The sequence below is a fragment of the Cupriavidus neocaledonicus genome (assembly GCF_000372525.1).
Classification (GTDB): domain Bacteria; phylum Pseudomonadota; class Gammaproteobacteria; order Burkholderiales; family Burkholderiaceae; genus Cupriavidus; species Cupriavidus neocaledonicus.
The window spans coordinates 366,227-392,959 of sequence record NZ_AQUR01000105.1 but is presented as its reverse complement, the minus strand read 5'-3'; the positions used below and the strand labels follow the sequence as shown (position 1 = coordinate 392,959).

Sequence of the window (26,733 nt, the reverse complement as noted above, 5' to 3'; positions counted from 1 at the left end):
GAAGATCCCGCACGCGCCGCACCACCGTCTCATGGACCTGCCGACACTTCGATCCGCATTCCTCGCAGTACATTACCTTGCTGACCGGCTTCAGGTACAGCGCCAGCGTACGGCTTTCCCCTTCTGGCCATACCACCAGATCCAGCTTGTAGCCATCCCAGCAGCCCAACGCCTGCAGCGTCTTCCGATCCAGCATCCCGTTCCCTATGACCGTCTTAACGGCCATTAGGATACGGAATGTGGCAAATCAGGCCCCGGAATTCTTCGAAGAACCTTTTTTTATCGGCCCGTCGCTAGGCCCCGAACAGTTCGCTGCAGGCCGCCCGCACCGCCGCCGTGACCTGCCCGCGGCCGTGGTCGCGCCGCTCCAGCATGCCGATCTGGCGCATCACCGGCTCGCCGTTGACCAGCAGCGGCAGCACGCGCAAGGCATCGTCGTCGCGCCATCGCGCGCGCCGCAGCAGCGGCACCACGGTCACCCCCACTTCCTGGCGCACCAGCTCGACCAGCGCCTCGATCGCGTTCAGCTCCAGGAACTCGTTGACTTTCAGGTGGGCGCGGCGCAGCGCGCGCTCCACCAGCACGCCGGTGCGCTGGCTGCGGTCGAAGCGCAGGTAGGGATTGGCCGCCAGCGCCTCGCGCGCGTCGCGGCCCGGGCTGCCGCGCGCGGCAATCGCCACCAGCGGCTCCTGGTACAGCGGCGTCCAGCGCAGCGAGCCCGGCACGCGCGCCGCGCCTTCCACCAGGATGGCGGCGTCGAGATCGCCGGCCTCCACCTGCGCCGCCAGCTCGATCGACTTGGCGCCGACCAGGCGCACGTCAAGGGCCGGATAAGTGCGCTTCATGCGCGCCACCGCGTGCGACAGCCCGCCCATCACCGACACCACCGCGCCCACCGCGACCGCCCCGGCCATGGCTTCGGCCGACGCCAGCGGCAGCCGCATCTCGTCATACAGCGCCAGCAGCCTGCGCGCCTGAGGCAGCAGTGCGCGCCCATCGGCATTGAGCACCGCCACGCGGCCGTTGCGGTCGAACAGCTCGCGCCGCAGCTCGGTTTCCAGCGCGCGCATCTGCAGGCTGACCGCGGCCTGGGTCAGCGCCACCTGCGCCGCGGCGGCGGCGAACGAGCCGTACTCGGCCACGGCGACGAAGGTACGAAGGAAGCGGACAGTGCTCATGCTGCACACCCAGGCAAAGAAACGCCCTGTCGCCACGGCGTCGATACTTAAAAATTTCTTGCGACATTAGCAAGAAATATTAGCTTTCTTTGTGGCCGACGGCGCGGAATAATGAAGGCCGGTCATCAATCGGCCCTGCGCCGGATCCCGGAGACACCCATGACATCCTGGCTGCGCCGACTCGGCACCGGCCTTGGCATCGGCCTGTGCCTGGCCGCCGCCCCTGTACTGGCAGACACCTACCCGAGCAAGCCGATCCGCCTGCTCGTGCCCTTCCCCGCCAGCGGCGCGACCGACCTGCTGGCGCGCGCCATCGCACAGAAGGTGGGCAGCAACATGGGCCAGCAGATCGTGGTCGACAACCGCCCCGGCGCGGGCGGCGCGATCGGCTCCGACATGGCCGCCAAGGCTGCGCCCGACGGCTATACGCTGCTGATCGCCACCACCAGCACGCATGCGATCGGGCCGCATATCAACCACCGGCTGCCGTACAACACCGAGACCGACTTCACGCCGGTGGGCCAGGTCGCGATTGCAACCAACGTGCTGGTGGTGCCCAACAGCCTGCCGGTGAAGAACGTGCGCGAGCTGGTCGACTACGCCAAGAAGCACCCCGGCGAGCTGAACTACGCCTCGAGCGGCAACGGCACCGTGGTGCACCTGACTACCGAGGCGTTCAAGGCGCAGGCCGGCGTGTTCATCACCCACATCCCTTACCGCGGCACCGCGCTGGCCGTGCCCGACCTGATCTCGGGCAAGGTGCAGGTGCTTTTCGACAGCATCGTGTCGGGCCTGCCGCATGTGAAGGACGGCAAGCTCAAGGCGCTGGCGGTGACCGGCGCCAGGCGCTCGCCGCTGGCGCCGGAAATCCCCACCATCAGCGAATCGGGCCTGCCGGGTTTCGTCTCCGATACCTGGTTCGGCATCTATGGCCCCAAGGGCATGCCGGCCGATATCGTCAACCGCCTCAATGCCGAGTTCAACAAGGCCATCCAGTCGCCCGAGGTGAAGGAACGGCTGGCCAAGCTGGGCGCCGAACCGGTCGGCGGCACGCCCGCCCAGTTCGCCGCCATGGTGAAGCAGGACAGCGCGCGCTGGGGCAAGCTGATCAGGGATCGCAAGATCACGGCAGAATAATTGCGCCACCGGGCGCGACGCACGCCACCGGGCGCCCCGGCGCACCGAGCACAAAGGACCCATCCATGCAGAACTTCAACTGGACCAACCCCTACCCGTCCGTGCGCATTCCGCTGTTTGCGCGCAACGTGGTCTCGACCTCGCACCCGCTCGCCGCGCAGGCCGGCCTGCGCATGCTGCTCAAGGGCGGCAATGCCGTCGATGCCGCCATCGCCGCGGCCGCCGCCATCACCATCGTCGAGCCGGTGTCGTGCGGCCTGGGCAGCGACGCCTTCGCCATCCTGTGGGATGGCAAGTCGCTGCACGGCCTGAATTCATCGGGCGTGGCCCCGGCGGCATGGAGCCCGGAATACTTCAAGGCCAGGTACGGCACCGACGCCAGCGGCCTCGCCAAGCGGCCGGTCCGCGGCTGGGACTCGGTCACCGTGCCCGGCGTGGTCGCCGGCTGGGCCGCGCTGCACGAACGCTTCGGCAAGCTGCCGTTCGCCGACCTGATGGAACCCGCGATCGAGATCGCCGAGCGCGGCTACGCCGTGCCGCCGGTGGTGGCGCACAAGTGGGCCGCCGCCGTGCCCGAACTGAAAGACCAGCCCGGCTACGCCGACACCTTCATGCCCAACGGCCGCGCCCCCGCAGTGGGCGAGAAGTTCACCATGAAGGCCGCCGCCGAGACCCTGCGCCAGATCGGCGCGACCCGCGGCCGCGCCTACTACGAAGGCGAGATCGCCGAGAAGATCGCCGCCTTCAGCAAGCAATGCGGCGGCGCGATGACACTCGACGACCTGCGCAACTACCGGCCCGACTGGGTCAAGCCGATCAGCAAGTCCTATCGCGGCTACGAACTGCACGAGATCCCGCCCAACGGCCAGGGCATCGCCGCGCTGATCGCGCTCGGCATCCTCGACCAGTTCGACCTGGCCTCGATCCCGGTGGATTCGGTCGACTCGCAGCACCTGCAGATCGAGGCCATGAAGCTGGCCTTCGCCGACCTGTACCAGTACGTGGCCGATCCGCGCAGCATGGAGGTCACGCCCGAACAGATGCTGGACGACGCCTACCTGAAGTCGCGCGCCAGACTGATCGACATGCAGCGCGCCACGCATTTCAACTTCGGCATGCCCAAGGTCGGCGGCACCATCTACCTGACCGCGGCGGACGAGAACGGCATGATGATCTCGTTCATCCAGTCGAACTACATGGGCTTCGGCTCGGGCGTGGTGGTGCCGGGCACCGGCATCAGCCTGCAGAACCGCGGCGTCGGCTTCTCGATGGATCCCAGGTCCGCCAACGTGGTGGCGGGCGGCAAGCGTCCGTTCCACACCATCATTCCGGCCTTCCTGACCAAGGCCGGCCAGCCGGTGATGAGCTTCGGCGTGATGGGCGGCGACATGCAGCCGCAGGGCCACGTGCAGACCGTGGTGCGCATGCTCGACTACAACCAGCAGCCGCAGGCCGCCTGCTGCGCGCCGCGCTGGAAGGTCAACCGCGATTTCACGCTGGACGTGGAAGGCACCATGGACCCCGCCACGGTGGCGGGCCTGAAGGCGCGCCGCCACCAGCTCAAGTCGGTGGACGATCCATACATGGACTTCGGCTCGGGGCAGTTTATCTGGCGCATGTCGGAGGACGCGGAGCACGGCTACGTCGCGGCCAGCGACAGCCGGCGCGACGGGCAGGCAGTGGGGTTCTGAGCGCCGGGGTCGGGCGCACCAACACCGCCCGAACCATCGCTTGGTGTACGCCCTCTCCCCTGACGGGGAGAGGGCCGGGGTGAGGGGCGGTTCAGCAAGGCCGGGGCAGCGTGAACGGGTCATGCCTGCGCCGCGCTTGTGCGGTACATTGAGGCTTTCGCTCCAACGCCCGGCCTGTCATGCCCCCGCACGCCATCACCACGCTGGCCGAACTGGAAGCGCTCTACGCGCAACCGGCGGCGCCCTCGCTGTCCAAGCAAGTCGATTACCTGCACCCGCACTACCGGGCCTTTATCGAAGCGGCGCCGTTCTGCCTGCTGTCGACGGTCGGCCGGGACTGGGCCGAATGCTCGCCGCGCGGCGACGCGCCCGGCTTCGTGCGGGTACTGGACGAGCGCACGCTGCTGCTGCCGGACCGGCGCGGCAACAACCGCATCGACAGCCTGCGCAATATCGTTGCCGATCCGCGCGTGGGCCTGCTGTTCGTGATCCCCGGCATCAACGAGACCATCCGCGTCAACGGCACCGCCCAGATCAGCGTCGATCCGGCGCTGATCGCGCGCTGCGTGGTCGACGGCAAGGCGCCGACCACGGTGCTGGTGATCACGGTGCAGGCAGTGTTCTTCCAGTGCGCGCGCGCACTGATCCGCTCGCGCCTGTGGGCCGCGCAGTCGCAGGTCGCACGCCAGACTTTGCCCAGCAACGGCGAAATCCTGGCCACGCTGAGCGGCAACGCCATCGACGGCGCCGCCTATGACCGCGACCTGCCCGAGCGGCAGCGCACCACGCTCTACTAGCGCGGCAGCCACTGCGGCGCGTGCGTGCCGAGCGGCTCGGACGGCAGCGCCCAGCGCGCCGGCGTCGCGGACAGCTGCGCGGCGTGGCGCACCACGGTCAGCATGCCGAAGCCGGACGGCACCGCTTCGAGCAGGTCGGCGACGTCGTCGATCTTCTGCTCGGGCGCCTTGAGCCCGTCCGGCACGCGCCCCAGCCCGCGCAGCCACTGCCCCACCTGCGCCAGCGACACGCGCACATGCCAGCTGCCCCCCTCCACCGCGCGCCGGTGCAGCGCGGCCATCGCGCCGAATGCCAGCAGGTAGCCCGCGGCGTGGTCCAGCACCTGGGCCGGCAACGGCCGCGGCGTGTCGCTGCCGGCGGCCTGCGCTTCGGCGGCGTTGAAGCCGGTGGCGGTCTGCACCAGCGAATCGAAGCCGCGCTTGTGCGCCCACGGCCCGACGTGGCCATACGCGCTCAGCGACACATAGACGATGCCCGCACGGGCCCGCGCCGCGGCTTCCGGGCCCACGCCCAGTTCGGCCAGGCCGCCCGGGCGGTAGCCTTGCACCATCACGTCGGCGCCGTGCAGCAGCTTGTGCAGCGTGCGCTTGTCGTCGGCATCGCGCAGGTCCAGCTGGCAGCTGCGCTTGCCGCGGCCGGTGTCGATCACCAGCGGCGCGATCGACGGCAGGTGCGGCGCGGTCACCAGCAGCACGTCGGCGCCATGCGCGGCCAGCGTGCGGCCCGCCACCGGGCCGGCGATGATGCGGGTGAAGTCAAGCACGCGCACGCCCGACAGCGGCTGCGCGTCCGCGGACAACGGCGCCGGCAGCGGCTGCGGCGGGGCGTCGCCGATCCGCTCCAGCGTCACCGGCGGCAGGCCGCGCAGCGCCGCCGCCTGCGGGTGGCGGTCCCATTCGTCGAAGCTGCGCAGCGCGGCGACCACCAGGCCGGCGTCGGACGCGGCCGTTTCGAACGCCTCGGCTTCCCATTTTTCCAGCGCCGCCTGCACTGCCGCCTTGTCATAGGCGCAGCCCAGCAGCCGCAGCACGCCGTCGCGGTGATGCGGGAAATTGGTGTGCAGGCGGACCCAGCGGCCGTCGCCGCAACGGTAGATGCCGGCGATCTTGTCCCACAGCTCCGGCGCCGGGCCGCCATCGACGCGCAGGTAGCGCTCGCTGCGGAACTCGGTGATGGCATGGCGCATGTCGACGCTGACCTCCTGCCAGCGGCCGCTGCGGCCTTGCCACAGCGTGGCGGCGGCCAGCGCCGAGGCGGCCAGGCTGGCCTGCGCGGCGGTGCCCACGGCAAAGCTCGAAGGCAGCACCGGCTCGGCGCCGTCCAGGTGGAGCCGGGCCAGCGCGGCGGCAGGCAGGCCGGCATCGCGCCACAGCGCGCCGACGACATCGAGGGGCATGGGCGGCACTTGTGCCGCGGCGGTGGGGGCGTTCATGGGCGTTCCTGCTGCGATGGATGACTGTCGGCCATGGCCGGCCGGCACGGCTCTCCATGCTACTCCGACACATCACTTTCGGTGCGACCAACGCACGCCGGCAACCGACCGGACCACAAATGAGCCGATGCTCACCGCGTGCGGCGCCGCCGGCACGGTAAAATCCCGCTATTGGCATTCCGCCACGCAATCTGACGACCCGGCCCCACGCCTTGCAGGCGCTTGCGGCCGGCCAACCGGCGCCATCATGAGCCACGACAACAAGCCTACCGACAGCACCCCAGCCGCCTCCAACTTCCTGCGCAGCATCATCGACCAGGACCTCGCCGCCGGCACCTACGCCGGGCGCCAGGACAAGCAAGGCGAGCCGCTGCCGACCGTCATCACCCGCTTCCCGCCGGAGCCCAACGGCTACCTGCATATCGGCCACGCCAAGAGCATCTGCCTGAACTTTGGGCTGGCGCGCGACTACGGCGGCCGCTGCCACCTGCGCTTCGACGACACCAACCCGGTCAAGGAAGACACCGAATACGTCGATTCCATCATCGATGCCGTGCACTGGCTCGGCTTCTCCTGGGACAGCACCGGCAAGGACGGCGCGGCGCAGCCGCACCTGTACTACGCCAGCGACTACTTCGACCAGCTCTACGCCTTTGCCGAAACGCTGATCGAGCGCGGCGCCGCATACGTAGACAGCCAGTCGGCCGAGCAGATCGCCGCCAGCCGCGGCAACTTCTCCGAACCGGGCAAGCCTTCGCCCTTCCGCGACCGCAGCGTCGAGGAAAACCTGCAGCTGTTCCGCGACATGCGCGCCGGCAAGTACGCCGACGGCGAGCACGTGCTGCGCGCGAAGATCGACATGGCAGCGCCCAACATCGTCATGCGCGACCCGGTGCTCTACCGCATCCGGCATGCGCATCACCACCGCACCGGCGACAAGTGGTGCATCTACCCGATGTACGACTTCACGCACTGCATCTCGGACGCGCTGGAGAACATCACCCACTCGCTGTGCACGCTGGAGTTCGAGAACAACCGCCCGCTGTACGACTGGGTGCTGGAGCACCTGCGCGACAGCGGCGTGTTCCGCGACCCCCTGCCGCACCAGTACGAGTTCGCGCGGCTGAACCTGACCTACGCCATCACCAGCAAGCGCAAGCTCAAGCAGCTGGTCGACGAACAGCGTGTCGACGGCTGGGACGATCCCCGCATGCCCACGCTGGTGGGCGTGCGTCGCCGCGGCTACACCCCCGAATCGATCCAGCTGTTCTGCGACCGCGTCGGCGTGGCCAAGGCCGATAGCTGGATCGACATGAGCACGCTCGAAGGCTCGGTGCGCGACGACCTCGACGGCCGCGCCGCGCGCGGCGTCGCGGTGCTGGACCCGCTGCGCCTGGTGATCGACAACTACCCCGAAGGCCAGAGCGAGGAATGCTCGGCACCGGTCCACCCGAAGAAGCCGGAACTCGGCAAGCGGGTATTCCCGCTGTCGCGCGAGCTGTGGATCGAGCGCGAGGACTTCAACGAGACCCCGCCCAAGGGCTACTTCCGCCTGTTCCCCGGCAACAAGGTGCGCCTGAAGTACGGCTATGTGATCGAGTGCACCGGCGTGGACAAGGACGCCGACGGCAACGTCGTGGCGGTGCACGCCAACTACCTGCCCGACACCAAGAGCGGCACGCCGGGCGCCGACAGCGTCAAGGTCAAGGGCGTGATCCACTGGGTCAGCGCGGCGCATGCGTATGAAGCCGAGGTGCGCCTGTACGACCGCCTGTTCAACGATCCCAATCCGGACGCCGGCGGCAAGAATTTCCTCGATGCCCTCAACCCGGATTCCAAGCAGGTGATCACCGCCTACCTGGAGCCGGGCCTGCGCGAGGCGCAGCCGGAAGACCGCTTCCAGTTCGAGCGCCATGGCTACTTCGTCGCCGACCGCACCGATTCGGCGCCGGGCAAGCCGGTGTTCAACCGCATCGTCGGCCTCAAAGACAGCTGGGGCAAGTGATGGCCAGACCTGGCAAGGCAACGGTGCAGACCATCACCTTCCCGCTCGAGGGCGAGTTCATCGCCCTCAATGACCTGCTCAAGCTGGCGGGCGTGTGCGACAGCGGCGGCGCCGGCAAGGCGCTGGTCGCGGCCGGCGAAGTCTCGGTGGACGGCGCGCCCGAATCGCGCAAGACTGCGAAGATCCGCGCCGGGCAGGTGGTGGGCCTGGCGGGCATCGAGATCCGCGTGGTCGCCGCCTGAGCGCGCGGACCCGGCCGGCGCGCCGCCCCGTGCGGCCGGCGCCGGCACTGCAACCGAAAGGATGACTATGCCGATCGCTTTCTGGTGCGTGCTGCTGGCCGGCGTCCTGCCGCTGGCGACGGTGGCCATCGCCAAGGCCAGCGCGCCGGGCTACGACAACCATGACCCGCGCGGCTGGCTGGACCGGCAATCCGGCCGCGCGCGCCGCGCCGACCTGGCCCACCGCAACCATTTCGAGGCCTTCCCCTTTTTCGCCGCGGCGGTGCTGAGCGCCACCTACCTGCAGGCGCCACAGGCCCGCGTCGACGAACTGGCGATGGCCTTTATCGCGGCGCGCCTGCTCTACACCCTCTGCTACATCACCGACCGCGCCACGCTGCGCACGCTGTGCTGGACCATCGGCTACCTGACCGTGGTGGGGATCTTCCTGCTGCCGGTCTTTGTCCACTGAAGGCCATGGGCCTGCGCGCGCTGGGGCTCGTGGCCGCCCTCGGCATCACCGCCGCGCACGCGGCGCCGGTCGAGTACACCCTGGATCCGGCCCATACCACCGTCTATTTCTCCGCCAGCCATTTCGAGCGCAGCTCGGTGCGCGGGCGCTTCGGCAGGATCGACGGCCGCCTGGTCTATGACGCGGACAGCGGCGCCGGCGCCATCGACGTGACCGTGGACCTGGCCTCCGTCGATACCGGCAACCGCACGCTGGACGGCGTGCTGCGCTCGGCGCAGTTCTTCGATATCGCCGAGCATCCGCTGGCGCGGCTGCGCGCCGACCGCTTCCTGACGGAAGCCGGCCATCTCGCCGCCGTCGAGGGCGAACTGACGCTGCACGGCGTGACCCGGCCCGTGCGCCTGCTGGCCGAGCGCTTCCGCTGCGGCGAGGTCACGCTGTTTGGCGTGCGCCGCCAGGTCTGCGGCGGCGACTTCCGCGCCGAAGTGCCGCGCAGTGCCTTCGGCATGACCCGCTTCCTGCCCGAGGTCGGCGACATCGTGACGCTGCAAGTGGCGGTCGAGGCATCGCCCGCGGCAAGCGCTCCGCGCTAACCCTGGTCGCCCACTGCGCCACAAAATTCTCTTGTAGAATCAGCGCTTTGCAAAATCCCTGCCACGCTTCGCGCGCGTGAGCGGCGACGCGAGACAGAAACCATGTTCGAGATCCATTCCGGCGACATCGTGGCCGCCGCGCTGGCGGCTGCCGGGGCCTGCCTGGCCTGCAGCATTCCAGGCGACTTCCTGCGCCGCTTCCCGCTGTGGGCGGTGCGCACCTATGGGCGCGGCGCGCTGCTGATGCCGTTCCTGGCGATGATGGTCGGCACCTGGCTGTTCCGCCTTGGCCTGGCCGGCCAGATCGATACCGCGCCCGGCCAGGCGCTGCTGGTGGCGGCGGCCTTCCTCGGCACCCTGCTGCTGTCGGCGCTGCTGCGCTTCTACCTGAAGGAATACCGCAAGCGCTGAGCCGCCGGCTTTGAATTGCCGGGGTTGAATCGCGTATGATGCGGCCTTTTGCGTCGTACGCACCCCAGCCCGGGGCGCCTGCCGCTCACCTCACCTCATGGCGCTCAAATCCACCATCTTCAAGGCCGAACTGTCCGTGTCGGACATGGACCGGCCTTATTACGGCAGCCACAGCCTGACCATCGCCCAGCACCCGTCCGAGAACGATGCGCGCATGATGGTGCGGCTGCTGGCCTTTGCCTGCGAAGCCAGCGAAACCCTGGCCTTTACCCGCGGCCTCGACGAGCCCGATGAACCCGACCTGTGGGACAAGCGCCTGACCGGCGACATCGCCCATTGGGTCGAACTGGGCCAGCCCGACGAAGCCCGCCTGAAACGCGCCGCGGCCCGCGCCGAGCGCGTGACCGTCTACACCTACAACGCCGCGAGCGCGCGCGAATGGTGGAAGGGCATGGCGGGCAAAGCCGGCAAGCTGCGCAACGTCACCGTCTACAATGTCCCGGCAGAGGCCGTCGACGCGCTCGCCGCGCTGGCGCAGCGCGCCATGCGCCTGTCGGTGACGATCCAGGACGGCGACATCTGGGTGGCCGACGACGAGCGCAACGTACAACTGACGCTGGAAGTGCTCCAGCGCGCCCAAGCCTGAGCGCAGCGCCGCTGCGCTTTTCTTCCCTGTCCACGTCTTTCCCATCGCAAGGAAACCACGCCATGCAAACCACGCCCTCTGGCCTGCAGTACGAAGACACCACCGTCGGCTCCGGCGCCGAAGCCACCGCCGGCAAGCACGTCACCGTGCACTACACCGGCTGGCTGTACGAGAACGGCCAGGCCGGCCGCAAGTTCGATTCGAGCAAGGACCGCAACGACCCGTTCGTGTTCCCGCTGGGTGCCGGCCATGTGATCCGCGGCTGGGACGAGGGTGTGCAGGGCATGAAGGTGGGCGGCGTGCGCCGCCTGGTGATCCCGGCCGACCTGGGCTACGGCGCGCGCGGCGCCGGCGGCGTGATTCCGCCTAACGCGACGCTGCTGTTTGAAGTGGAACTGCTGGCGGTTTAAAGCCAGCGATTCAGGCCGGTGCCAACGCTCCTGCGCGAGCAGGAGCGGCGTCGGGCCGCAGCCGTCAGCCCGGGCACCCGGCCCGGGCGCGCTCAGAAACCGATGGCGGCGTTGCCGACATCGACCCGGACCTTGTCCCGGTCCAGCAGTCGCGCCGCATGGCGCGCATAGTCCTGCGCCCAGGCGGCATCGCCGGAGAAGCGCCCTTCTCCCGAGAACTTGGCGACATTCAGGATCTTGTCGATCACCAGCACCTTGCCCACCGGGCTCGATGCCTGGCAGTCCAGCTCGGTGTATTCCCGGTCAAACCAGCGCCAGGCGGCATCCTCGGTGACCGCGGCCAGCTCGTCCGTGCCGATCGTGAAGTCATATTCCTTGCCGCTGCCGAACACCACCGTAAGCGTACGTGCCATCGCAGGTTCCCCCTGGGTTGGATTGAGGCCCCATTGTAAGGACTCGGCGGCGCCAGCGGCGCGCAATTCGCGCCGGCCTGATCGCCGACAAAGAGCGCCAGCGCACGGCCATGGCGCGTGGCAGCCGCGGCATGCGGCCCGGACCGTTGTCTGGCACCCACACCCGGACCGCTGACTCGGACAATTCCGAACAAAAGTGCCAGTTATGGCATTTCCCCGCCCCGCCCGGGACGCGGCTTTGCTTTATGCTTGCAGCATGGGCATCACGCGACAGGACCTCGAATCGGACCGGCTGCGCACCTCGCTGTGCAGCACCCCGGTTGCGTCCTCGCTGTTGCCGGAGGCGGCGCTGGAGCAATCGCTGGCCGATACGCTGGCGCGCCGCCCCGACGATCCCGCGCTCGGCGGCGATGTCTGGGTATTCGGCTACGGCTCGCTGATCTGGAACCCGATGGTGGTGCACACCGAGCGCCAGCGCGCCACGGTGCACGGCTACCACCGCGGCTTCTACCTCTATTCCCGCATCAACCGCGGCACCTGGGACAATCCCGGGCTGGTGCTCGGGCTCGACCGCGGCGGCTGCTGCCACGGCATGGCCTTCCGCGTGCCCAGCCATGTGGTCGAGCAGGAGTTCCGCGTGCTGTGGCGCCGCGAGATGCTGACCGGCGCCTACCATCCACGCTGGCTGCGTATCCGCATCGGCGCTGCCGGCGCGCCGGAGCAGCGCGCGCTGGCCTTCGTCATGAACCGCTGCCACGAGGCCTACGCCGGCCGGTTGCCCGACGCCAGCGTGGTGGAACGGCTGCGCCACGCCGCCGGCCTGTACGGCCCGGCACGCGAATACCTGCAGCAAACCCTGCTGGGGCTGGCTACCAACGGCGTCGACGATCCCTACCTCGGGCGGCTCTGGCGCCAGCTGCAGGCAGGCGATGCCGCCGAACCTGCCGCCGGACCAGCCGCCGCCGAGGGCCAGGCGCCGCAGGACTCGGCGCTGCCGGCCAGCCCTCACGAAACCGTCTGAGCCCAGGAGCTGCCGCCATGACGCGCCCCGCCGCCCGCACCCGCAGACAGGCACTCAATGAGTTGCTGGGGCTGGTGGGCTTGCTGATGGGCGGCGGCCTGCTGGCGGCGCAAGGCGGCCAGACCCTGGCGGCGCGTCCCGCCGGCGGCGCGGCCAACACGTCCGCGGCGCGCCCGCCGCGCGGCCCCGCCACGCAGGCGCCGGCCCGCCGCGACGCCATCGGCACGCTCGACCGCAACCTGATCACCGCCGCCAGCGCCGGCGACCAGGCCCTGGTGTCGCGCCTGCTGGCCGCCGGGGCCTCGGCCCGCGCCGCCGACGAGCAGGGCCGCAGCGCGCTGCTGGCGGCCGTGCAGAACCGCCGCACCGAGGTCGCGCGCACGCTGCTGCTGGCCGGCGCCGACGTCAACCTGAAGGACGCCGATGCCAACAGCCCGTTCCTGCTGGCCGCCGCCACCGGCCAGGCCGACATGGTGCAGCTGGCGCTGGCGCACGGCGCCGACCTCGCCAGCACCGACCGCTACCACGGCACCGCGCTGATCGTGGCCAGCCAGCAGGGCCATGTGGAAGTGGTCAAGCTGCTGCTCAAGGCCGGCATTGCCGTCGACCACGTCAACGACCTGGGCTGGACCGCGCTGCTGGAGGCGGTGATCCTGGGGGACGGCAGCGCGCGCTACGAGGACACGGTACAGCTGCTGCTCGATGCGGGCGCGGACGCCAACCTGGCCGACCGCGAAGGCGTGACGCCGACGCGCCATGCGCGCCAGCGCGGCTACAAGACCATGGTGAAGATGCTGATGCGGGTGCGCGGGCATTGAGGCTCTGATTCTGCCACCACGCATGCTGAGTGTGTGCTCCCTCTCCCGCGTGCGGGAGAGGGTCGGGGTGAGGGCCATGGCTTGCCGGAGCTGCCATGCTGGAAAAAAGCCGAGGGCCTTGCTTGAGGTGGCTCCTGGCTGGACCACCCCTCACCCCGGCCCTCTCCCCATGAGGGGAGAGGGCGTACCCCCCTTCGCGCTTCCGCCTTAGGCGCCGGCCCGTGCGTTCTCGCTTTCCTGCAGCTGCCGCCACATCACCTTGCCGGTGCCCGACTTCGGCAGCGCCTCGACGAATTCCACCACGCGCGGGTACTTGTAGGCGGCCATGTTGTCCTTGGCCCAGTCGATGATCTGCTCCGGCGTGGTCTTGCCCCGGGCGTGGGCGCGCAGCACCACCACCGCCTTGACGGTCTCGCCGCGGTACGGGTCGCGCGTGCCGATGATGCAGGCCTCCTGCACGTCCGGGTGCTTGTACAGCAGGTTCTCGACCTCGGCCGGCCACACCTTGAAGCCCGACGCATTGATCATGCGCTTGAGCCGGTCGGTGATGAAGTAATAGCCCTCTTCGTCCATGCGGCCCAGGTCGCCGGTGCGGAAGAAGGTCTTGCCCTCGAATTCGATGAAGGCCTCGCGCGTGGCATCCTCCTTGCCCCAGTAGCCCTTGAACACCTGCGGGCCGCTGACGATGATCTCGCCGGTCTCGTTGGGCGGCAGTTCCTTGAGCGTAACCGGGTCGATCACGCGCGCGTCGGTGTTGAAGGTCGGCACGCCCAGGCACTGCAGCTTGGGCCGGTCCGACGGGTTGCTGTGGGTCGGCGCCATGGTCTCGGACAGGCCGTAGCCCTCCAGGTAGTTGAGCCCGAACTGCTCGCGCAGTCGCTCGGCCACCGCCTGCGGCATGGCCGCGCCGCCGCCGCCGATATAGCGCAGGCTCGACAGGTCGAACCCGGCCAGGTTAGGGCTGGCCAGGAAGTCGATCACCATGGTCGGGATATTGGTCCAGTGCGTGACCTGGTAGCGCGAGATCAGGCGCCCCGCCACTTCGCGGTCCCAGCGCGGCAGCATCACCACGGTGGCGCCGCTGTAGATCGGGCCGTTCATGCCGTACTGCATGCCGGTCACGTGGAACAGCGGCAGCACCGACAGCACCACCGATTCCGCGCCCGAGCCCGACCAGGTCGCGCCGCCGACGATGTTGTGCATCACCGAGCGGTGGGTATGGATGCAGCCCTTGGGGAAGCCGGTGGTGCCCGAGGTGTACGGCATCACCGCCATGTCGTCCGGGCCGGCGGTATGCGGCCCCGGCTGCAGGCCCGCGCCGAGCGCGTCGGCCCACGCAGTGGCGCCGGCGGGCAACGGATGCGGCGTGGTCAGCCAGGCCGGCGGCGCGTCTTCCGGATGTTCGTGGGCCGGCGGCAGCGCGTCGGCGTATTGGGTCACCAGCAGGTGTTGCAGGCGCTGGGCCGGTTCCAGCTCGGCCTGCGCCTGCTCGACGCCGCTGGCGAGGTCGGCGGTGAAGATCGCCACGCGCGCCTGGGCGTCGGTGACGTAGTGCTTGAATTCCTCGGCGCGGTTCATCGGGTTGACCGGCACCACCACTGCGTCGGCGCGCAGGATGGCGTAGTAGCTGACGATGAACTGCGGGCAGTTCTGCATGTACAGCAGCACCCGGTCGCCCTTCTTCACGCCCGCCTTCTGCTGCAGCCAGCCGGCCAGCGCGGTGGCCTGGACCTCCAGTTCGCGGAAGCTGAGGGCGTTGCCGAAAAAGCGGATCGCGGCCTTGTCGGCATAGCGCAGCGCCGAGACCTCCAGGTTGGCCCACAGCGACGTTTCCGGCAGCACGATGGCAGTGGGCAGGCGCTTTGGCCAGAACTGGAAATGCGGGCGGGCGGGGGTCGGCATGAAGAGTCTCCTGTGCGGTCTCGCGGACCGGGTCTGTCGTATGGTCAAGGACTATAACCGAACGATCGTTCTATTTTCAACCGGTGACTTCCCGCACGGCCGCAGCAACGCCGTTGCATTTGGCGCCTTCGCCCTCACAATAGCGGTATCGATTCCCCCAATTTCTTCCCCGACCAGGATTCCCCCATGAGCGACGTCACCCTGCAGAATTTCGAAACCGAAGTAATCGACGCCTCGCGCCAGATGCCGGTGCTGGTCGATTTCTGGGCCCCGTGGTGCGGTCCCTGCCGCACGCTCGGCCCGATGCTCGAACGCCTGGAAGCCGAGGCGGACGGCCAGTGGAAGCTGGCCAAGGTCAATGTCGACGAGAACCAGGAACTGGCCGCGCACTTCGGCGTGCGCAGCATTCCGCATGTGGTGGCGATTGCCGACGGCCAGGCCGTGGACCAGTTCACCGGCGTGCTGCCGGAATCGGGCCTGCGCGAGTTCCTGGATCGGCTCGCACCGGGCCAGGCCAGGTCGCCGCTGGCCGACGCGCTGGCACTGGCCGCGGCCGGCAACCGCGACGGCGCCGAGACCCTGTTCGCCGATGCGATCGCGGCGGATCCGGAGTCCGATGCGGCGCGCCTGGCCTATGTCGGCTTCCTGCTGGACGGCAACGCCACCGACCGGGCCCGGGCCGAATTCGCGGCGCTGTCGCCGCGCGCGGAACAGGTAGATGGCTATGGCGCGCTGCGTACCCGCATCGAGGCCATGGAAAACGCCGCCGGACTGCCCGATGCGGCCACCCTGGCCGGCCGCATCGATGCCGATCCGCGCGACCTCGCCGCGCGCATGGACCTGGCGCGGCTGATGATCGCGCAGCAGCAATACGAGCCGGCGCTGGAACAGCTGCTGGCGATCGTGCGCACCGACCGTGGTTTCGAGGACGATATCGGCCGCCGCACCATGCTGTCGGTATTCGAGCTGCTGGCCGACCGGCCCGAGGTGGTGTCGCGCTGGCGCCGCCAGCTGAGCACGTCGCTGAACTGACGGTGACGCGGGCCCGGCGCGGTAAACTGGCGGATTCTCAGTTCCGCCGCATCCCCGGTTCGCCCGCTGCCATGACCGCGCCCCGCCTGATCGACTTCAAGACCGAACCCGCCCCCAGCCACGACCGGCCGCGCCCCGACCGGCTGGTGTCGGGCAATCCGGACCGCACCACCTGGACCCACTACAGTGCTCAGCATGGGGATTTCGATTGCGGCATCTGGGCGTGCGAGCCGGGCGCCTGGCGCATCGCCTTCCCGGCCGGCAAGGAAGAGTTCTTCCACGTGATCAGCGGCCGCATCCGCATCAGCGACGACAGCGGCCAGGCCAGCGAATTCGGCCCCGGCGATGCCTGCGTGATCCCGGACGGCTTTACTGGCTTGTTCCAGGTGCTGGACCCGGTGCGCAAGTACTTCGTGGTGATCGACCGCGACGCGGCACGCCAGGCCTGAGCGCCGCGCATGCGGCAATCAGGCCGCCGTGGCGGGACCTTCGATCAGCGTGAAGCCGTTCTCGCGCATATGCTCGACCATCATCGCGTCCATCGACTTGACGTGATGGTCGAACCAGCCTGACAGCTCCGCCACCAGCCGGCGGCCAAGCTGGAATTCCGCATCGCTGTGCACCTTGTCACGCACCGCGACGGCCACCGCCAGCACCTGCTGGTGCTCGCCCGCATGGCAATGGCGCGGGCCGAAGCCCATGGCTTCCATCCACTGCTCTTCCTGGGCGAAATGATGGCGCGTGTGGTCGATCCATGCGTCCATCGCCGCCAGGAAGGCATCGTCGTCGGCGCCGGCGACCGCCGCCAGCAGCTGCACGAACTCGGCGTGGGTGGCGTCGGTGACCGGTTCGCCCAGATGCAGGTGGTCCGGCAGGCCGGCGGAGGAAAGCTGGTCTTTGGCGTCCATGGGGAGCGGCGGCAAGCGTGGGGAAAAACGGCAAGGATACCGAATCGGCGCGACCCGGGCCTGATCTGGCGCAAGCGAGCGGGTATGCTGTGGGCAGTGCGGCCGGTCCGTCACCCCTACCGTCTTTCGCTCATGCCACGACTGATCTTCTTCTGCGGCCATGCCGGCACCGGCAAGACCACCCTCGCCCATCGCCTGATCGGCCCGCTGATGCAGGCCACCGCCGAGCCGTTCTGCCTGCTCGACAAGGACACGCTGTATGGCCGCTACAGCGCCGCGGCCATGGCCGCCATCACCGGCGATCCCAACGACCGCGACAGCCCGGCCTATCTCGACCACCTGCGCGACCCCGAATACCAGGGCCTGCTCGACACCGCGCGCGAGAACCTGGCGCTGGGCATCAGCGTGATCGTGATCGGGCCGCTGTCGCGCGAGGTCCGCGCCCACCTGCTGAACGACCCGGACTGGCTGAACGTACCCGCCGGCACCACGGTGCGCACGGTCTGGGTTCACCTGCCCGAGGACGAGGCCCACGCGCGCATCATCCGGCGCGGCAACCCCAACGATGCCTACAAGCTGGCACACTGGGACGCGTACCGGACCCGGCGCTTCATGCCCGCGCCCGCCGATTATCCGGAACTGATCTTCTTCGACAACCAGGCCCCGGGGCAGGCCGAGATCGATGCGCTGCTGCGCGCGCTGAGCACCTGAGCGCCTGAGCGGCCCGGTGCCGGCGCCTCAGCCGCGCGCGATCGCGCCGATCACCGCCGACGCCGCGACAAAGCCGAACACCGCCGTCACCGCCACCGACGAGCCGAAGCCGGCGCACGCAAGCCCTTGCGGCCCGCGCGCCGCGGGCTGTCCAGACGGCACCTCGGGCGGCGGTGCCTCGTCGATCTCGCAGGCCTGCTGCTCGGGCTCCGGGTATTGCAGCGGCTCGTCCGAATAGACCGCGGCGATGCCGAACTTCTTCTTCGGGTCGCGGGTAAAGCCCCACTGCTTGCGCAGGCTGGCGCGCACCTTGGACAGCAGCGGGTCCTGGATCGTGCGCGCGAGGTCGTCGATGCGCACGCGCGTGGGGTCGAGCTGGCCGCCGGCGCCGCCGCAGGTGATGACCGGCACGCCCTGGCGCCGGGCCCAGCCGAGCATGGCGGTCTTGACCCGCACCGCGTCAATGGCGTCGATCACATAGTCATAGCCGGCGCCGAGCAGGTCCGGCACGTTGTCGGCGGTGACGAAGTCGTCGACCTGGGTCACGCGGCAACGCGGATTGATGGCGACGATGCGCTCGGCCATGGCCTCGACCTTGGCGCGCCCGTAGGCGTCTCCCAGCGCATGGATCTGGCGGTTGGTGTTGGACAGCGCGATATGGTCCAGGTCGATCAGCGTGATGCGGCCCACCGCGTTGCGCGCCAGCGCCTCGGCCGCCCAGCTGCCGACGCCGCCGATGCCGACCACGCACACGCGCGCCGCCTCCAGCCGGGCCAGCCCGGCCGCGCCGTACAACCGCGCCACGCCGCCGAAGCGGCGATGGTAATCGTCGTCGGCCGGGCTTTCGTGGGTCAGCGGCTCGGGCAGGCCAGCCAGCTCGTGTGCGGCATCGTTCATACAGAAGGGGAGCGGATCCGGGGATGCGGGCCGCGCCGGACACGGCAATGCCGGGGCAAAAATGCGGCATTTTCCGGCGGCGATGTCAGCCAGTCCCCGACAAGGACGGGAAGCGCGCAACTATACAATAGACCTGCAGTGGTCCGTTCGCCGCGCCGCCCAGCGCGGGTCACGCGAGCCTGCCCTAGCCAGCCAGGAGCCCGCCTCATGCCCGTGCCCCGCAAGGTCGTTCTGTGGAGTGTCCTGACACCGGTCGCGCTGATTGCGCTGCTGGTGGTCGTGATCCTGACCTTCGACTGGAACCGGATCAAGCCCTGGCTCAACGACCGCGTTTCCGAGGCCATCGGCCGCCCCTTTGCCATCAATGGCGACCTGACCGTGACCTGGCGCCGCGGCGAGGGCGAGCAAGGCTGGCGCACGCTGGTGCCGTGGCCACGGCTGTCGGCGCGCGACATCACCGTCGGCAACCCGGACTGGGCCGCGCAGCCCCATATGGCGACCGTGCGCGAGCTGATCTTCGTGCTGCGCCCCCTGCCGCTGCTGGCCAACGAGATCGCGGTGCCGACCATCGTCATCGACAGCCCGGCGGTATGGCTGGAACGCCTGGCCGACAGCCGCAACAACTGGACCTTCGAGACCGGCCCGAAAAAAGGCACCTCGAAATGGCAGCTGGATGTCGGCGAGGTGGTGCTGGCGCGCGGCAACCTGGCGCTGACCGACCAGCTCAAGAAGATCTCGCTGCAGGCCGAACTCGACACCATCGGCAACGCGCCGCTCTATGACAAGGCGCGCGACGGCGCGCTGGTCGAGCCGCAGGCCTCGGCCGTGCCACCCGGGCCACCGGGCAGCGCCGCGCAGGCGGCGTCGGCGCCGCAGGCCGGCGGCCCCGCCTCGGCGGCGCCCGCCAGCAGCCCCGACGGCCGCTATGGCGTGCGCTGGAAAGCGACCGGGCGCTACAACGAGGCCACCATCAACGCCAGCGGCAAGGCCGGCACGGTGCTGAGCCTGCGCAATACCGACGTGCCGTTCCCGATCCAGGCCGATGTGCGCGTGGGCAGCACGCGCGCGCAGATCGAAGGCACCATCACCAATCCGGCGCACCTGGCGGCGCTGGACGTGCACCTGACGCTGGCCGGCGACAGCATGGCCAAGCTCTACGCGCTGACGGGGGTGGTGCTGCCGTCGACGCCGCCGTACCAGACCCGCGGCCGGCTGATGGCAACGCTGCGCAAGGAAGGCTCGATCTACGAGTACCAGAAGTTCAGCGGCCGCGTCGGCGGCAGCGATCTGTCCGGCACGCTCACCTTCACCAAGCGCGACCCGCGTCCGCTGCTCGCCGGCAACCTGGTGTCGAACCAGCTGCGCTTCGTCGACCTGGCCCCGCTGATCGGCGCCGACGCCAAACCCGGCCAGCCGGCCAAGGACAGCCCGGTGGCCCAGCCGGCGGACAAGGCGCTGCCGGTAGCCCCGTTCCGCACCGAGCGCTGGGACGAGATCGACGCCGACGTGCACTTCACCGGCAAGCGCATCATCCGCGATGCCGAGCTGCCGATCACCGACCTGGTCACGCACCTGAAGCTGCAGGACGGCGTGCTGCTGCTCGACCCGCTCAATTTCGGCGTAGCCGGCGGCAACCTGGTGTCGACGGTGCGGCTCGACGGCAAGCGCGAGCCCATGGGCGCGATGGTCGACCTGAAGGCGCGGCGCATGAAGCTCAAGCAGCTGTTCCCGACCTTCGACCTGATGCGCGCCAGCATCGGCGAACTCAACGGCAGCGCCAAGCTGTCGGCCACCGGCAACTCCGTCGCGGCACTGCTGGGCTCGTCCAACGGCGAGGCGCGGCTGCTGGTCGAGAACGGCACGGTCAGCAAGTTCCTGCTCGAGGCGATCGGCCTCAATGTCGGCAGCCTGGTGGTGTCGAAGCTGTTCGGCGACAAGCCGGTGCAGATCAACTGCGGCGTCAGCGACTTCGCCATGACCGACGGCGTGGCGCGCGCGCGCACCTTCGTGCTCGACACGCAGGACGCCGTGATCGAAACCACTGGCGGCATCGACCTGCGCAGCGAGCGGCTGGCGCTGACCATCCATCCCGACTCCAAGGGCCTGCGGGTGTTCTCGCTGCGCTCGCCGCTGTATGTCGGCGGCACCATGAAGAACCCGCGCGTCAGCCCCGATATCGGCGTGCTGGCGCTGCGCGCCGGCGGCGCGCTGTCGCTGGCGCTGCTGGCCCCGGTCGCCACCGCGGTGCTGCCGCTGCTCGACTTGTCGCCGGGCGGTGACGACACGCAGTGCGCCAGGCTGCTGGCCGAACTGCGCAAGCGCCCCACCGCGCCGCCTCCCGGCAAGACCTACAAGGACCCCAAGGCAGCGGCGGCGCCCGCCGACGCTGCCGCTGCCGCTGCCGCCGGCACGGAGCGCGCGGGGGCGGCCACTGGCCGGCCCGGTGCGCCGGCCACTGCCGCGGCGCGTCCCGGCAAGCCCGCGGTTACCGCGCCGCGGGAGCCGCCCCGGCCCGACGGCCAGCGTCCGCCGCAGCGCCCGGCCAACGACCGGTCGTTCTACCAGGGCGGCTGAATCCCCTCGCCACGCCACGCCCTCGCGGATTAAACAAAATCGCAACACTTCGCGCCGCTGCGGCAAGTTGACACACGCGGTCGTTGTGCCTGGCCGCGCTCAGGCGCATAATTAAACGGCCATTTACAAGAAGCTCAAGCATGGCAAGCACTGGCTGCGCCGCGGGCTCGCCCGTGTGGCATCCTTGAAGGCGCGGCTGCGGCCGCCCTTTGTTTTTGCTGCCTGTGTTGCGGACAGCCATTTTCCGATTCACCGCTCTGGTACGGCACCGGCCGGCACCGGACGCGCTACCAACGCTTCGCCCCGCCCCATGACGCTGACGCATGCCGCCGTCCCGCCGATCACCTGGCTGATCGCACTGACGGTGTGCAACCACGTGGCCTTCAATGCCAGCCGCGTGGTGGTGTCGCTGTTCGCGATTTCCCTCAAGGCTTCCACCGTCACGCTGGGCGTGCTGATGTCGCTGTACGCGCTGCTGCCGATGCTGCTGGCGATCCGCGCCGGCAAGCGCATCGACCAGATCGGCCCGCGCAAGCCGATGATGGCGGGCTCGCTGATGGTGGTGGCGGGCACGCTGCTGCCGGCGCTGTGGCACGAACTGGGCGCGCTGTACCTGTCGTGCGCGCTGATCGGGGTCGGCTTCATGCTGGTGCAGGTGGCGATGCAGCTGCTGATCGGGCAGGTCTCGACCGATGCCACCCGGCTGCGCAACTACACCTGGCATGCGCTGGGGCTGTCGGTGTCGGGCACGCTCGGCCCGGTGGCGATGGGCTACGTGATCGAGCATGCGGGCTTCCGCCCCGCGTTCGCGGTGCTGGTGGCGGTGGCGCTGGCCGGACAGGCCGGCCTGCAATGGGTGCGCCCGCGGCTGCCCGCGCAGGGCGGCAACGCGGGGCGCATCGCCATCGCGGACGGCACCCGCCACTCCACGCTCGACCTGCTGCAGCATCCCGAACTGCGCGCGGTCTTCGTCGCCAGCGCGGTGCTGTCGGCCGCATGGGACCTGCACGCGTTCCTGATCCCGATCCAGGGCTCGCGCATCGGGCTGTCGCCGTCGTCGATCGGCTGGGTGCTGGGCGCTTTCGCCATCGCCACCTTTGCCATCCGGGTGGCGATGCCGGCGGTGTCGCGCCGGCTGTCGGAATGGAAGATCATCCGCGCCGCCCTGCTGGTGGGCGCGCTGGCCTACCTGGCCTACCCCTTCGTCGCGCACTTCTGGCTGATGTGCGCACTGGCCTTCGTGCTGGGGCTGGCGCTGGGCAGCGCGCAGCCCAATGTCATGAACATCCTGCACGCCGCATCGCCGCACGGCCGCGCGGGCGAGGCCCTGGGCCTGCGCTCGGCGGTGCTGAACACCAGCCAGGTGGTCTGGCCGCTCACCTTCGGCGTGGTCGGCACGGCGCTGGGCATGCTGCCGATCTTCCTGTCGATGGCGGGGGCGATGGGCGCGGCCGGCTACTATTCGCGGCGCCAGGGGCGCAAGGCGCTGGCACCGCCGGCGCAGACGACTGCCGGCGGGTGACGCACCGGGGAGCACTGGTCGGGCTTGTCGCCACGCAAATGCGACCCGCGATGCATTCGCTATACTCGAATCAGCCGGAGCCGCGGCCCCCGCCCCCGGGCGCACCGCGCTTCCGGACCGATTCCCTGATGATTGCGACATGACCCAACTTGCCGACCTGCGCCGCACCTATGTGCTGGGCGCGCTGTCCGAATCCGACGTGGCCCCCGACCCGATGAGCCAGTTCAAGCGCTGGTTCGACGAAGCGGTCACGGCCAAGCTGCCTGAACCCAATGCCATGACCCTGGCCACGGTCGACGCCGACGGCCAGCCCTCGGCGCGCATCGTGCTGCTCAAGGGCATCGACGACCGCGGCTTCACCTTCTTCACCAACTATGAAAGCCGCAAGGGCCTGGACCTGGCGGCCAACCCGCGCGCCGCACTGCTGTTCCACTGGGTCCAGCTGGAACGGCAGGTGCGCGTCGAAGGCCGCGTCGAGAAGGTCTCCGAGGACGAAAGCGACGCCTATTTCGCCACGCGTCCGCTGGGCTCGCGCGTGGGCGCCTGGGCTTCCGCGCAAAGCCGGGAGGTCACCGGCCGCGACGTGCTCGAGCAGCGCGAGCAGGAATACCGCAGCAAGTTCGGCGAAAACCCGCCGCGCCCGCCCTACTGGGGCGGCTACCGCCTGGTGCCGACCGCGCTGGAATTCTGGCAGGGACGGCCATCGCGCCTGCACGACCGCATCGCCTACCGGGTCCAGCCGGGCACGGGCTGGCAGATCGTGCGGCTGTCGCCCTGAGCCGGGCTGCGGACGCCGCGCGCGTCCGCGCTGATGCCTCCACGCCGCTCCCGGGACGACCGCAGGGTCTTCCGGCGGCGCGCTGCACGGGTTGCGGAATTGGACTAAAGTGAGACAGGCGTCGCTTGGCTACTCTTTTCTTGCAGCGCTCGCGACGGATCGGGCAGGGTTTGCGCGCAGTTTCTCCTTGCCGGATGCGTCCGCCGAAGCGTGTGCCGCAACCATCGGGAGGTAAAGCGCATGTTTTTCAAGCAAACCCTGGAAAAGCAACTCGACAACTGGATCGCCGACCTGCGAGAGAACGCCAATCTCCCGGTCAGCCTGCGGCTGTGGAATGGCGCCGAATACCCGCTCGGGCAATTCGACAAGCCGGTGGTGACGCTGACCGTGCGCGAAGCCGCGGCCCTGCCGCTGCTGCTGACACCGAGCCTGGACAACCTGGGCGAGGCGTACGTCCAGGGCAAGATCGATTTCGACGGCCGGCTGGCGGACATCATCAAGGTGGGCTACGGCTTCTCGGCCGCGGCCACGCGCCGCGCCGGCGGCGCGCTGTACAAGGTGGCGCAGCATTTCTCGCATACCAGGCAGGAAGACAGGGAGTCGATCCAGTACCACTACGATGTCTCCAACGACTTCTACCAGCTCTGGCTCGACCCCAACATGGTCTATTCCTGCGCCTACTTCGAGCACGGCGATGAAGACCTTGCCACCGCGCAGATCAAGAAGATCGACCACATCCTGACCAAGATCCGGCTGCAGCCGGGCCAGACGCTGCTCGACATCGGCTGCGGCTGGGGCGCGCTGGTGCTGCGCGCGGCGCAGAAGTTCGGCGCGCGCTGCGTGGGCATCACGCTGTCGCAGAACCAGTTCGACCTGGGCACCGAGCGCGTCAAGGCCGCGGGCCTGTCCGACCGCATCGAGATCCGGCTGCAGGACTACCGCGACACCACCGGCACCTTCGACCGCATCACCAGCGTCGGCATGTTCGAGCATGTGGGCAAGGACAACCTGCCCGGCTACTTCGGCCGCATCCGCGAGCTGCTGGCCGACGACGGCTTTGCCATGAACCACGGCATCACCTCGCCCGACCCCGACAACGGCGCGACCCCGATGGACGGCGCCGAATTCATGGACCGCTACGTGTTCCCGCAGGGCGAGCTGCCGCATATCGGGCTGGTGCTGCGCACGCTGCAGCAAGGCGGCCTGGAAGCCTTCGACGTCGAGCTGCTGCGCCGGCACTACGCGCGCACCCTGCATCACTGGGCCGACAACTTCGAGGCGCGCGGCGATACCATCCGCAGCATGGTCGGCGAGAAGAAGTACCGCATCTGGCGCGTCTACCTGGCTGGCTGCGCGCACGCCTTCGAGACCGAGAAGATGTCGATCTACCAGGTGGTGTGCCACAAGTCCGGGCTGCAGGCCGACTCGCTGCCGTGGTCGCGCCGCTATATCTACGACCAGCCCATCGGCCGCAACGACTGAAGGCAACCGAAACGATTGACCGAAGACCTCTTTGGCGGGCTGCCCCTGCCCGCCCCCACCGCCCCTCCCGGGCGGCCCGCGGCGCCAGCCGGCGCGGCCGCCCAACCCGACTCCCCAGGCAAACCGGCGCGCGGCAAGAGCGTGCAGCCGTTTCCGGCCGCGCCGGCACTGCAGGCGCTGGCCGCGCGGCTGCCGCCGCAGCTGTATTTCGGCACCTCATCCTGGGCCTATCCCGGCTGGAACGGGCTGGTCTACGACGGCGAGTACAGCGACAGCCTGCTCTCGCGCAAGGGCCTGGCCGCCTATGCGCGCCACCCGCTGCTGCGCGCCGCCGGCATCGACCGCGGCTTCTACGGCCCGATCCCGCTGGCCGACTACCTGTCCTACGCCGCGCAGGTGCCGGAAGGCTTCCGCTTCCTGGTCAAGGCGCCGGCCAGTGTCTGCGATGCCTGGCTGCGCGGCCCGGACGGCGCCGGCCGGCTGGCCAACGCCGCCTTCCTGGATGCAGCGCTCGCGGCACGCGACTTCATCGTGCCGGCCACCAGCGGCCTGGGGCACAAGTGCGGGCCGTTGCTGTTCCAGCTGTCGCCGATGGGTCCGCTGGCCGACAGCGCGGTATTCCTGGAGCGGCTCGACGCCTTCCTCGGCGCGCTGCCGGCGCTGGACCCGGCGCTGACCCGGCACGCCGCCTATGCCGTCGAGCTGCGCGACCCGGCCCTGCTGACGCCGCGCTATATCCGGCTGCTGCGCCGCCACGGCGTGCGCTTCTGCCTGTCGGCGCGCGACCGGCTGCCGCCGGTGCCGCGCCAGGCCGCGGCGCAGGCACTGATGGACGAGGCCGCGGCGGGCCCGCTGGTGCTGCGCTGGATGCTGCATGCGGGCCGTCCCTACGCCTATGCGGAAAAACGCTACGCGCCGTTCGACCGCATCGTCGACGACGATCCCGGCACCCGCGACGCGATTGCCGACGTGGTGGCGCGCACGCTGCGCGCCGGGCAGCCCGCCATCGTCATTGTCAGCAACAACGCCGAAGGCTGCGCGCCGCTGAGCTGCGCACGGCTGGCCGAGGCCATCGTGGCGCGGCTATAGCACTGCGCTGGCGCCGCGCCGGCGCACGCCCTTGCTTGCTTGCGCGCGCTTACTTGCGCAACTTCGCGCCGAACTGCTTGCGGAACTTGGCCAGCTTGGGCGAGATCACGAACGCGCAGTAGCCCTGGCTGGGATGGTCCTGGTAGTAGTTCTGGTGGCTGGCCTCGGCGCGCCAGTAGGGCTGCTCCGGCTCGACCTGGGTCACGATCGGCGCGTCGAAGGCCCTGGCGGCGGCCAGCTCGCGCATCACGTATTCGGCCGTGGCGCGCTGCGCCTCGGAATGCGTGAAGATGGCCGAGCGGTATTGCGGCCCGACGTCGTTGCCCTGCCGGTCGGGCGTGGTCGGGTCGTGGATGGCGAAGAAGATCTCGAGGATCTCGCGGTAAGTGATCACCGACGGATCGAAGCTCACGCGCACCACCTCGACGTGGCCGGTATCGCCTTCGCACACCTGCTGGTAGGTCGGGTGGTCGACATGCCCGCCGGTGTAGCCGGACTCGACCGCGACCACACCTTCGACCTGCTGGTAGACCGCCTCCAGGCACCAGAAGCACCCGCCGCCCAGCGTGGCGGTTTCCAATCCATGTTCCAT

Annotated in this window: 27 protein-coding genes and 1 pseudogene; 20 read left to right on the top strand and 8 right to left on the bottom strand. The window is 69.5% G+C overall.

Features of this window, described 5'->3' with window-relative positions; translation table 11 throughout:
- Positions 1–196: pseudogene (locus A3AG_RS0125965) on the bottom strand (ISL3 family transposase); the annotation flags it as partial.
- Positions 197–293: 97 nt separating this feature from the next.
- The gene (locus A3AG_RS0125960) at positions 294–1,178 is read right to left on the bottom strand and encodes a LysR substrate-binding domain-containing protein (protein ID WP_018008206.1); all 885 of its coding nucleotides are present in this window, start codon (positions 1,176–1,178) and stop codon (positions 294–296) included.
- 159 nt (positions 1,179–1,337) lie between these two features.
- On the opposite strand from A3AG_RS0125960, the gene A3AG_RS0125955 reads away from it, so the two are divergent.
- The 3 genes from A3AG_RS0125955 (at position 1,338) to A3AG_RS0125945 (ending at position 4,803) form a co-directional block, all read left to right on the top strand.
- Positions 1,338–2,315 (top strand): Bug family tripartite tricarboxylate transporter substrate binding protein, encoded by a 978-nt coding sequence (locus tag A3AG_RS0125955; RefSeq protein ID WP_018008205.1) that lies wholly within the window; start codon positions 1,338–1,340, stop codon positions 2,313–2,315.
- A 65-nt stretch (positions 2,316–2,380) separates the two neighbouring features.
- Positions 2,381–4,006 carry a gamma-glutamyltransferase family protein gene (locus tag A3AG_RS0125950; protein WP_018008204.1) on the top strand — a complete coding sequence of 542 codons (1,626 nt, stop codon included), beginning with the start codon at positions 2,381–2,383 and terminating at the stop codon, positions 4,004–4,006.
- A gap of 179 nt (positions 4,007–4,185) precedes the next feature.
- The gene (locus A3AG_RS0125945) at positions 4,186–4,803 is read left to right on the top strand and encodes a pyridoxamine 5'-phosphate oxidase family protein (protein WP_018008203.1); all 618 of its coding nucleotides are present in this window, start codon (positions 4,186–4,188) and stop codon (positions 4,801–4,803) included.
- Here the strand turns inward: A3AG_RS0125945 and A3AG_RS0125940 are convergent.
- Positions 4,800–6,236, bottom strand: a complete 1,437-nt coding sequence (locus A3AG_RS0125940; protein ID WP_018008202.1) for a CoA transferase — start codon at positions 6,234–6,236, stop codon at positions 4,800–4,802. The genes A3AG_RS0125945 and A3AG_RS0125940 overlap by 4 nt on opposite strands.
- Before the next feature lie 247 nt (positions 6,237–6,483).
- Between A3AG_RS0125940 and A3AG_RS0125935 the strand changes: the two genes are divergently transcribed.
- The 7 genes from A3AG_RS0125935 to A3AG_RS0125905 all read left to right on the top strand — a co-directional run bounded on the left by A3AG_RS0125935 (position 6,484) and on the right by A3AG_RS0125905 (position 10,994).
- Entirely contained in the window at positions 6,484–8,241 is a 1,758-nt protein-coding gene (locus A3AG_RS0125935; RefSeq protein WP_018008201.1) for a glutamine--tRNA ligase/YqeY domain fusion protein, read from the top strand.
- Positions 8,241–8,483, top strand: coding sequence for an RNA-binding S4 domain-containing protein (locus tag A3AG_RS0125930; protein ID WP_018008200.1), 243 nt, complete (start codon positions 8,241–8,243; stop codon positions 8,481–8,483). The genes A3AG_RS0125935 and A3AG_RS0125930 overlap by 1 nt, the downstream gene beginning before the upstream one ends.
- Before the next feature lie 67 nt (positions 8,484–8,550).
- The gene (locus A3AG_RS0125925; RefSeq protein ID WP_018008199.1) at positions 8,551–8,934 is read left to right on the top strand and encodes an MAPEG family protein; all 384 of its coding nucleotides are present in this window, start codon (positions 8,551–8,553) and stop codon (positions 8,932–8,934) included.
- 5 nt (positions 8,935–8,939) lie between these two features.
- Complete coding sequence (locus tag A3AG_RS0125920) at positions 8,940–9,527, top strand: YceI family protein (protein ID WP_018008198.1); 588 nt, start codon at positions 8,940–8,942, stop codon at positions 9,525–9,527.
- A gap of 102 nt (positions 9,528–9,629) precedes the next feature.
- Complete coding sequence (locus tag A3AG_RS0125915; protein WP_018008197.1) at positions 9,630–9,938, top strand: hypothetical protein; 309 nt, start codon at positions 9,630–9,632, stop codon at positions 9,936–9,938.
- Between the two features lie 97 nt (positions 9,939–10,035).
- Complete coding sequence (locus tag A3AG_RS0125910; protein ID WP_018008196.1) at positions 10,036–10,584, top strand: YaeQ family protein; 549 nt, start codon at positions 10,036–10,038, stop codon at positions 10,582–10,584.
- A gap of 62 nt (positions 10,585–10,646) precedes the next feature.
- Positions 10,647–10,994, top strand: coding sequence for an FKBP-type peptidyl-prolyl cis-trans isomerase (locus A3AG_RS0125905; protein WP_018008195.1), 348 nt, complete (start codon positions 10,647–10,649; stop codon positions 10,992–10,994).
- 92 nt (positions 10,995–11,086) lie between these two features.
- Here A3AG_RS0125905 and A3AG_RS0125900 read toward each other — a convergent pair whose 3' ends face one another.
- Positions 11,087–11,407 carry a hypothetical protein gene (locus tag A3AG_RS0125900; RefSeq protein WP_018008194.1) on the bottom strand — a complete coding sequence of 107 codons (321 nt, stop codon included), beginning with the start codon at positions 11,405–11,407 and terminating at the stop codon, positions 11,087–11,089.
- 205 nt (positions 11,408–11,612) lie between these two features.
- Between A3AG_RS0125900 and A3AG_RS0125895 the strand changes: the two genes are divergently transcribed.
- Complete coding sequence (locus A3AG_RS0125895; protein ID WP_018008193.1) at positions 11,613–12,428, top strand: gamma-glutamylcyclotransferase; 816 nt, start codon at positions 11,613–11,615, stop codon at positions 12,426–12,428.
- Positions 12,429–12,445: 17 nt separating this feature from the next.
- On the top strand, positions 12,446–13,246 hold the full coding sequence (locus A3AG_RS32015; protein ID WP_018008192.1) for an ankyrin repeat domain-containing protein: 801 nt from the start codon (positions 12,446–12,448) through the stop codon (positions 13,244–13,246).
- A gap of 207 nt (positions 13,247–13,453) precedes the next feature.
- Here A3AG_RS32015 and A3AG_RS0125885 read toward each other — a convergent pair whose 3' ends face one another.
- The gene (locus tag A3AG_RS0125885; RefSeq protein ID WP_018008191.1) at positions 13,454–15,148 is read right to left on the bottom strand and encodes a long-chain fatty acid--CoA ligase; all 1,695 of its coding nucleotides are present in this window, start codon (positions 15,146–15,148) and stop codon (positions 13,454–13,456) included.
- A gap of 186 nt (positions 15,149–15,334) precedes the next feature.
- Here A3AG_RS0125885 and trxA point away from each other — a divergent pair, with 186 nt between their 5' ends.
- Both trxA and A3AG_RS0125875 read left to right on the top strand, forming a co-directional pair.
- The gene (gene trxA, locus A3AG_RS0125880; protein WP_018008190.1) at positions 15,335–16,180 is read left to right on the top strand and encodes a thioredoxin; all 846 of its coding nucleotides are present in this window, start codon (positions 15,335–15,337) and stop codon (positions 16,178–16,180) included.
- Positions 16,181–16,251: 71 nt separating this feature from the next.
- Positions 16,252–16,629, top strand: coding sequence for a cupin domain-containing protein (locus A3AG_RS0125875; RefSeq protein ID WP_018008189.1), 378 nt, complete (start codon positions 16,252–16,254; stop codon positions 16,627–16,629).
- Between the two features lie 18 nt (positions 16,630–16,647).
- Here A3AG_RS0125875 and A3AG_RS0125870 read toward each other — a convergent pair whose 3' ends face one another.
- Positions 16,648–17,088 carry a bacteriohemerythrin gene (locus tag A3AG_RS0125870; protein WP_018008188.1) on the bottom strand — a complete coding sequence of 147 codons (441 nt, stop codon included), beginning with the start codon at positions 17,086–17,088 and terminating at the stop codon, positions 16,648–16,650.
- A 132-nt stretch (positions 17,089–17,220) separates the two neighbouring features.
- On the opposite strand from A3AG_RS0125870, the gene A3AG_RS0125865 reads away from it, so the two are divergent.
- The gene (locus tag A3AG_RS0125865) at positions 17,221–17,799 is read left to right on the top strand and encodes a P-loop nucleotide/nucleoside kinase family protein (RefSeq protein ID WP_018008187.1); all 579 of its coding nucleotides are present in this window, start codon (positions 17,221–17,223) and stop codon (positions 17,797–17,799) included.
- Between the two features lie 27 nt (positions 17,800–17,826).
- Here A3AG_RS0125865 and tcdA read toward each other — a convergent pair whose 3' ends face one another.
- Entirely contained in the window at positions 17,827–18,696 is an 870-nt protein-coding gene (gene tcdA / locus A3AG_RS0125860) for a tRNA cyclic N6-threonylcarbamoyladenosine(37) synthase TcdA (RefSeq protein WP_018008186.1), read from the bottom strand.
- 207 nt (positions 18,697–18,903) lie between these two features.
- Here tcdA and A3AG_RS0125855 point away from each other — a divergent pair, with 207 nt between their 5' ends.
- From A3AG_RS0125855 to A3AG_RS0125835, 5 genes are all read left to right on the top strand, one after another.
- Positions 18,904–21,270: an AsmA family protein gene (locus A3AG_RS0125855; protein WP_018008185.1), complete on the top strand. Its 2,367-nt coding sequence runs from the start codon at positions 18,904–18,906 to the stop codon at positions 21,268–21,270.
- 310 nt (positions 21,271–21,580) lie between these two features.
- A complete protein-coding gene (locus tag A3AG_RS0125850) occupies positions 21,581–22,792 on the top strand; it encodes an MFS transporter (protein ID WP_018008184.1) in 1,212 nt (403 codons plus the stop codon).
- 139 nt (positions 22,793–22,931) lie between these two features.
- Complete coding sequence (gene pdxH, locus A3AG_RS0125845; RefSeq protein ID WP_018008183.1) at positions 22,932–23,570, top strand: pyridoxamine 5'-phosphate oxidase; 639 nt, start codon at positions 22,932–22,934, stop codon at positions 23,568–23,570.
- 240 nt (positions 23,571–23,810) lie between these two features.
- A complete protein-coding gene (locus tag A3AG_RS0125840; RefSeq protein ID WP_018008182.1) occupies positions 23,811–25,052 on the top strand; it encodes an SAM-dependent methyltransferase in 1,242 nt (413 codons plus the stop codon).
- Positions 25,053–25,067: 15 nt separating this feature from the next.
- Positions 25,068–26,141, top strand: a complete 1,074-nt coding sequence (locus A3AG_RS0125835; RefSeq protein ID WP_018008181.1) for a DUF72 domain-containing protein — start codon at positions 25,068–25,070, stop codon at positions 26,139–26,141.
- A 49-nt stretch (positions 26,142–26,190) separates the two neighbouring features.
- On the opposite strand, the gene msrA is transcribed toward A3AG_RS0125835, so the two are convergent.
- A complete protein-coding gene (msrA, locus tag A3AG_RS0125830) occupies positions 26,191–26,733 on the bottom strand; it encodes a peptide-methionine (S)-S-oxide reductase MsrA (protein ID WP_018008180.1) in 543 nt (180 codons plus the stop codon).